A 6,306-nucleotide genomic window follows, 5' to 3' on the forward strand; every position below is an offset into this window, starting at 1 on the left:
CTCGGAACCCCGGCTTCAACCGTGCGAGCCCAAGATAATAATTAAGGCTTTGATCTGTCTTATTTTTTCCCAGGAAGCAGCATGGGCAGGCCCGGCTTCGCGCCGCCCGGCGCCGGCGTCGGCGCAGCTCCCGGCCCGCAGCCCTGTGAGCCCTGGTCGAACAGGCCCCGCACCTGGCCGCTGTCGGATTCGACCCGCGACACGCCGGTGGTCATGTCCACCTTCAGGCGGTCGCCCTGGAGCACGTTTTTGCACTGGGTGAGCACCACGCCGCCCGTCATGGTGATGAGGTTGGCCCTGGTGTCGAAGATAGCGGTCTCGCCGGTCACCACCTGATCTTTCTGCGTGACGACGACTTTGCCCTTGGCTTCCAGCCGGCGGATCGAGGAGCTGCCGCCGGGCCCCGGGGTTGCCGCCTGCATCGGGGCGGATTTCGATCCCTTGGCGGCAGCAGGCGCCGGCGCGGCCGGACCCGAATCGTAAAACACCACCAGTGTCTTCGAGGTCATGGTGGTGTCGCCCTGCACGACCTTCACGTTGCCGGAGAAGGTCGCTTCCTTTTGCTTGTCGCGCATCTCCAGCGACGCCGCCTCGATTTGAATCGGCTGATCGCGATTCTGCGAGAAGCCCTGCATCGCATTGGGCACACCCGACACCGCGCCTTGCGCCAAAGCCGCGCCGGGGCCGATCAGCGCGAGCGCGAACGCCACTGTCGCCAGACTGCGCGGGAAAAACAGCTTCATGAAAATCACTTCGTGCTGGAAGATTTGCCGGAGACGGATCGCGTCTTCGGCGATGGAGCAACGGGTTCGGGCGCCGGCGCAGGCTGAGCGGGCGCAACGTCATCACCCAGTTTGTCCAAATTCATCACGACATTGCCTTCGAACCGCACCACCTCGCCGCTGTTGAGGATTCTGAGCCTGTCGGCGACCAGCGTTCCGTTCAGCAGCTTGACGTCGACATGTTCATCCGAGGTTACCGTGCCCTTGTTGATGTCGATATAAGCCTGCGACATGCGGGCTTCATAGCCGGTGGAGGATTGCAGGAAGATATCCTTACGCAGATCGAGCAATTGCTGCTTGCTGTCGTAATAGCCGGTACGGGCGTCCATCGTCACCGTGCTCTTGTCTTCCAGCATCACCTTGGCGCGCGGCGCCTTGAGTTCCATATGGTCGGGATCGGTCAGATCCTGGATCGCGGCCTTGGCCCAGACTTCGTACGGCCGCTGGTCGGTCGAAAAGCCGGCGAGATGCGGCGATTCCATCGTGATCTTGGTACCGGAAACAACCATATTACCAATATCGACCGGGAGCTTCGGCAACAGCATCCGGAACGGGTTGAAAACCGACACGGCGACGATACTCGCCATCGCCAGCACCACCGCCGACGGCACCGCGATCCGCAGCATCCGTACCATCCGGCTGTGGCGCGCCGCGCTGGCAAAGCGCGCCTCCATTCCGGCGACGTAGGCTGGGTTCTGTGACGAGTTCACCGCTGCTCCAGAGCGAGGTTAGCCCGCCATTGTAGCCGGGATTGCCTCACGATGCAGCCCGGACCTCGCTTTACCAGTGTGACCGAAACGGGGCGTAAACACCCCCAAGCGCCCTGGGGACTGCTTCAAATCGCCCCGGTTCAGGAATGCGCAAAGATATCCTCGGCCTCCCAGCCGCCGAGGTCGAGCCTAGCCCGGGTCGGCAGGAAATCGAAACAGGCCTGCGCCAGTTCGGTGCGGCCCTCGCGCGCCAGCACGGTGTTGAGCCGTTCACGCAGGCCATGCAGATGCAGCACGTCGGAGGCCGCATAGGCGAGCTGCGCCTCGCTGAGGCTGGCCGAGCCCCAGTCGCTCGACTGCTGCTGCTTCGACAGGTCGATATTGAGCACCTCGCGCACCAGATCCTTCAGGCCATGCCGGTCGGTATAGGTGCGGCTCAGCCGCGAGGCGATCTTGGTGCAGTAGACCGGCTGCGGCATCACGCCGAAGGCGTTGTAGAGGGCGGCCAGATCAAAGCGGGCGAAGTGGAAGATCTTGATGACCTTGGGATTGGCGAGCAGCGCCTTCAGGTTCGGCGCGTCGCTGTGGTCCTTCGGAATCTGGATCACGTCGGCGGTGCCGTCGCCATTCGACATCTGCACCACGCAGAGCCGGTCGCGATGCGGATTGAGCCCCATGGTCTCGGTATCGATCGCAACCGAATCCGTATAGCGGGAAAGATCCGGCAGATCGCCGCGATGCAGGCGGATGGTCATGGCGTTGGGAACCTCTTCGAATCGGCAGAGCCTAAAGTCCTAAGGTAACGTCGAAATCGCCGCCAAACGAGGGTCCGGCCGCCAAATCGCGTACTTTATGGGGCCTTTTCCAGAATCGGCGGAGTTACGTCAATATGGGCAGCGACCACAAAGGGGGTGCACCTATGAAAGCCGAACAGCAGCGATTGCCCCGTTTTGCCGTGCTGATCGATGCCGACAACACCTCGCCGCTGATTGCCGGCGGCTTGTTCGAGGAAGTCGCGAAATTCGGCGAGGCCAGCGTCCGCCGCATTTACGGTGATTTTTCCGGGCCGCACCTCAAATCGTGGTCCGAGATCCTGCAAAAGCACGCCATCGATCCGTACCAGCAGTTTGCCTACACCAAGGGCAAGAACGCATCTGATATCGCGCTCGTGATCGACGCCATGGACCTGCTGCACAGCGGACGGTTCGACGGCTTTTGCCTGGTATCGTCAGACAGCGATTTTACGCGCCTTGCCTCCCGCATGCGCGAGCAAGGCGCCGACGTCTACGGATTCGGCGCCCAGAAGACACCAGAGAGTTTCAGGCAGGCGTGCCGCAGGTTTATTTACACCGAGAATCTGTTGCCGGCCGCGGCGACGACCTCCAACGCGGAGACGCCATCCAAGCCGGTTTCCCTCCAGCCTCGGAGTGCTGCGATTCCAATATTGAAAAAAGCCATTTCGCAGATCGAGGGCGAGGACGGCTGGGTTTCGCTGGGGCAGGTGGGCACGCAACTTTCAAACCTGTTCTCTGATTTCGACCAGCGCTCATACGGCCATAGCAAACTCATCGATCTGGTCCGGAAGACGGATGCCTTCGACGTTGAGAGGATCGATAGCGGGCATGTGCGGATCAGAGCCAAGGCAACAGCCAAGGGTCCGAAGGGCAAGGCGAAGTAGGTTTTTCCCGGCCATGATGCGTAAGCAGTTGCGCGAGCCTATCGCAGCCCTTGCTAGCGATACAAGTGCCGGGCAGGCGTTGAAACTTCTCTTCACATCGTCGCGATAAACGACACACACACTTTCGGAGAAAGCCTTCGATGTGTAGCTTGGCGTTTCGACAACCTCTCGCCCGCTTCTAACGTTTAATCGCCGGCGCCCGCCTCGGCTTGCGCCGTCCGCGTGAATCGATCTGTCCCAGCTCAAATGTTTCCGGCAATGCGGCGTCCGTCCGGCGCATCGCACGGCATCGCTCCCGACGAAAGAATGTCATGACCGAACAAATCGCGGCGGCGCCAATCGAGCAACAACCGGAGCAGGAGCGCGGTTTTTCGCGCTACCAGTCATTTCTCATTGCGCTGCTGGCATTCGCGCAGTTCACAATCATTCTCGACTTCATCATCATGTCGCCGCTCGGCGCCATCCTGATGCCCGCGCTGGATATTACAGCCGGGCAATTCGGCGTGGCGGTTTCGGCCTACGCGTTCAGCGCCGGCATTTCGGGCATCCTTGCGGCCGGCTTTGCCGATCGATTCGATCGCAAGCGTCTGCTGCTGTTCTTCTATGTCGGCTTCACGTTGGGAACGCTGCTTTGCGCGCTGGCGCCGAACTATCACGTGCTTCTGCTCGGCCGGATCGTGACCGGACTGTTCGGCGGCGTGATTGGCGCCGTGGTGCTCGCCATCATCACCGATCTGTTTCCGTTACAGCTGCGCGGCCGTGTGATGGGTTTCGTGCAAACCGCCTTCGCCGCCAGCCAGGTGCTCGGCATTCCGGCCGGACTTTTTCTCGCCAACCACTGGGGCTGGCACGTCTCTTTCGGCGCGATCGTCGGCCTGTCAATCGTCGCGATGGCCGCGATCCTGCTCGTGATGCAACCGGTGAACGCGCATCTGCGACTGAAGCAGGACAGCAACGCGTTCCGGCACCTGATCGCGACCATCGGACAGCCGCGCTATACGCTGGCTTTCGCGGTGACGACGCTGCTGTCGACCGGCGGCTTCATGCTGATGCCGTTCGGCAGCGCCTTCACCGTGCACAATCTCGGCATCGATATCCTGCATCTTCCGACCATCTATCTCGTTTCCGGCGTTTTCAGCATTTTCATCGGGCCGCTGGTCGGACGGGCGAGCGACGCTTTCGGAAAATTCCCGACCTTTGCGTTCGGCAGCGCCGTTTCGGTGGTCATGGTGCTGATCTACACGCATCTCGGCCACGTCAGTTTGACGACCGCGATCATCGTCAACGTCCTGATGTTCGTCGGTATCTTTTCGCGCATGATCCCGTCGCAGGCGCTGATTTCAGCAATACCCGACCCCAGCCAGCGCGGTTCGTTCAGCGCGGTCAGCGCTTCCCTGCAGCAACTCTCCGGCGGGCTCGGGTCGGTGTTCGCGGCTGCGATCATCGCGCAAAATCCGGACGGCACGCTCCGGCATTTCGATTGGCTGGGATACGTCGTGGTCGCGACGTCGATCCTCTCGCTGATCATGATGTATTTCGTGCAGAAGTCGGTCGCGGATCAGGCCGCCAAGCGCGTGGTTTGAGGCTTGCGCGTTCCGCCAGCCGCGGCGACCCGGCAGCGAGCGTTCGCCCACGCGGACCGATCGGCCCGCCATTCAGCGATCTCATGGGCATGGGCAAATGGTGCCCAGGAAAGGACTCGAACCTTCACGGCCGTTAAGCCACTGGCACCTGAAGCCAGCGCGTCTACCAATTCCACCACCTGGGCCCGGGCGGGTTAGTAAGGATCAGTCGCGAGCTTGTCAAATTGATGAATTGCGGGGTGGGCTATAAATTTTTGGCCCATCGCCCTTGCGGAAAACCGGAGCCCACTTTTCCGGGGCGACGTGCAAATATGCTGTACAGCGACGGCGGGTTGGCGTATCGCGAATCCGCTAAATTCGCCCACGATTTCTCGAATTTGACCGCAGGAATGGACCCAGCAATGGACCCGATGGCATCGAACCAGGAAACCCTCGTCACGATCTTCGGCGGATCGGGCTTTCTGGGGCGAAACGTGGTCCGGGCGCTGGCCAAGCGCGATTATCGCATCCGGGTGGCGGTGCGGCGGCCGGAGCTGGCCGGGCATCTGCAGCCGCTTGGCCGGGTCGGCCAGATCCACAGCGTTCAGGCCAATTTGCGCTATCCGGCCTCGGTCGAGGCCGCCATGCGGGATTCTCAGATCGCGATCAATCTGGTCGGCATCCTGGCCGAGGGCGGCGCGCAATCCTTTGACGCCGTGCAGGCCAAGGGCGCTGAGACGATCGCCAGGGCCGTCGCCGCCGCCGGCGGGCGGATGGTGCACGTCTCCGCGATCGGCGCCGACGAGAACTCGCCGTCGGGCTATGGCCGCTCCAAGGCCGCCGGCGAACAGGCCGTGCTGGCAGCCGTGCCTTCCGCCACCATCCTGCGGCCGTCGATCGTGTTTGGCCCCGAGGATCAATTCACCAACCGCTTTGCCGCGCTCGCGCGGATGTCGCCGGCGCTGCCGCTGATCGGCGGTGGCGAGACCCGGATGCAGCCGGCCTATGTCGGCGACGTCGCGACCGCGGTCGCCGAGGCCGTCGATGGCAAGGCGAAGCCAGGCGCGACCTATGAGCTTGGCGGGCCGGAAGTGCTGACCATGCGTGAAATCATGGAAATCATTCTTAGCATCACCGAGCGTAAACGCATGCTGATTTCGCTGCCGTTCGGCCTGGCGAAGCTGCAGGCGCTGTTCCTGCAATTCGCACCGGGCGTGCTGAAACTGACGCCGGATCAGGTGGCGATGCTGCGCTCGGACAACGTCGTGTCGGATGCGGCGAAGGCCGCAGGGCTGACGCTGGAAGGGCTCGGCATCGCGCCCGATTCGTTGGAAGCGATCGCGCCGCAGTATCTCTGGCGCTTCCGCGCCGCAGGCCAGTTCCAGCGCAATGGCGCGTAGCTTGTCGTCCCGGCGAAGGCCCTAGGGCATGCACACATCTCTGAGGCTCCATCCTGCGGCGGCGGCGTGGAAGTATTCGAGGCCGTGCTTCATGGTAATGGGACCTGGCGGCTTGGACGAGGGGTAACCGTCCCAGCCGCCGAGCCGGCCGACGATCCAGGCGGCCCACGCGAG

At 62.4% G+C, this 6,306-nt stretch carries 6 protein-coding genes and 1 tRNA gene; 3 read left to right on the forward strand and 4 right to left on the reverse strand.

The genetic code is table 11. The features are described 5' to 3' along the window. Nucleotides 1-59: 59 nt before the first annotated feature. The 3 genes from JQ567_RS18800 to JQ567_RS18810 form a co-directional block, all read right to left on the reverse strand. The gene (locus JQ567_RS18800) at nucleotides 60-743 is read right to left on the reverse strand and encodes an LptA/OstA family protein (RefSeq protein WP_212440198.1); all 684 of its coding nucleotides are present in this window, start codon (nucleotides 741-743) and stop codon (nucleotides 60-62) included. 5 nt (nucleotides 744-748) lie between these two features. Beyond that, nucleotides 749-1,492, reverse strand: a complete 744-nt coding sequence (gene lptC, locus JQ567_RS18805; protein WP_212440199.1) for an LPS export ABC transporter periplasmic protein LptC — start codon at nucleotides 1,490-1,492, stop codon at nucleotides 749-751. Between the two features lie 140 nt (nucleotides 1,493-1,632). Continuing rightward, nucleotides 1,633-2,247 carry a ribonuclease D gene (locus tag JQ567_RS18810; protein WP_212440200.1) on the reverse strand — a complete coding sequence of 205 codons (615 nt, stop codon included), beginning with the start codon at nucleotides 2,245-2,247 and terminating at the stop codon, nucleotides 1,633-1,635. A gap of 134 nt (nucleotides 2,248-2,381) precedes the next feature. Between JQ567_RS18810 and JQ567_RS18815 the strand changes: the two genes are divergently transcribed. Beyond that, on the forward strand, nucleotides 2,382-3,170 hold the full coding sequence (locus tag JQ567_RS18815) for an NYN domain-containing protein (RefSeq protein ID WP_249165543.1): 789 nt from the start codon (nucleotides 2,382-2,384) through the stop codon (nucleotides 3,168-3,170). 311 nt (nucleotides 3,171-3,481) lie between these two features. Further along, nucleotides 3,482-4,753 carry an MFS transporter gene (locus JQ567_RS18820; protein WP_212440201.1) on the forward strand — a complete coding sequence of 424 codons (1,272 nt, stop codon included), beginning with the start codon at nucleotides 3,482-3,484 and terminating at the stop codon, nucleotides 4,751-4,753. Nucleotides 4,754-4,851: 98 nt separating this feature from the next. Here JQ567_RS18820 and JQ567_RS18825 read toward each other — a convergent pair. Continuing rightward, nucleotides 4,852-4,938: transfer RNA gene (locus JQ567_RS18825), tRNA-Leu, on the reverse strand. 225 nt (nucleotides 4,939-5,163) lie between these two features. On the opposite strand from JQ567_RS18825, the gene JQ567_RS18830 reads away from it, so the two are divergent. After that, a complete protein-coding gene (locus JQ567_RS18830; RefSeq protein WP_212440206.1) occupies nucleotides 5,164-6,132 on the forward strand; it encodes a complex I NDUFA9 subunit family protein in 969 nt (322 codons plus the stop codon). The last annotated feature ends 174 nt before the right edge of the window (nucleotides 6,133-6,306 follow it).

Source organism: Bradyrhizobium sp. AUGA SZCCT0431 (genome assembly GCF_018131065.1).
In the GTDB taxonomy this organism is placed as follows: domain Bacteria; phylum Pseudomonadota; class Alphaproteobacteria; order Rhizobiales; family Xanthobacteraceae; genus Bradyrhizobium.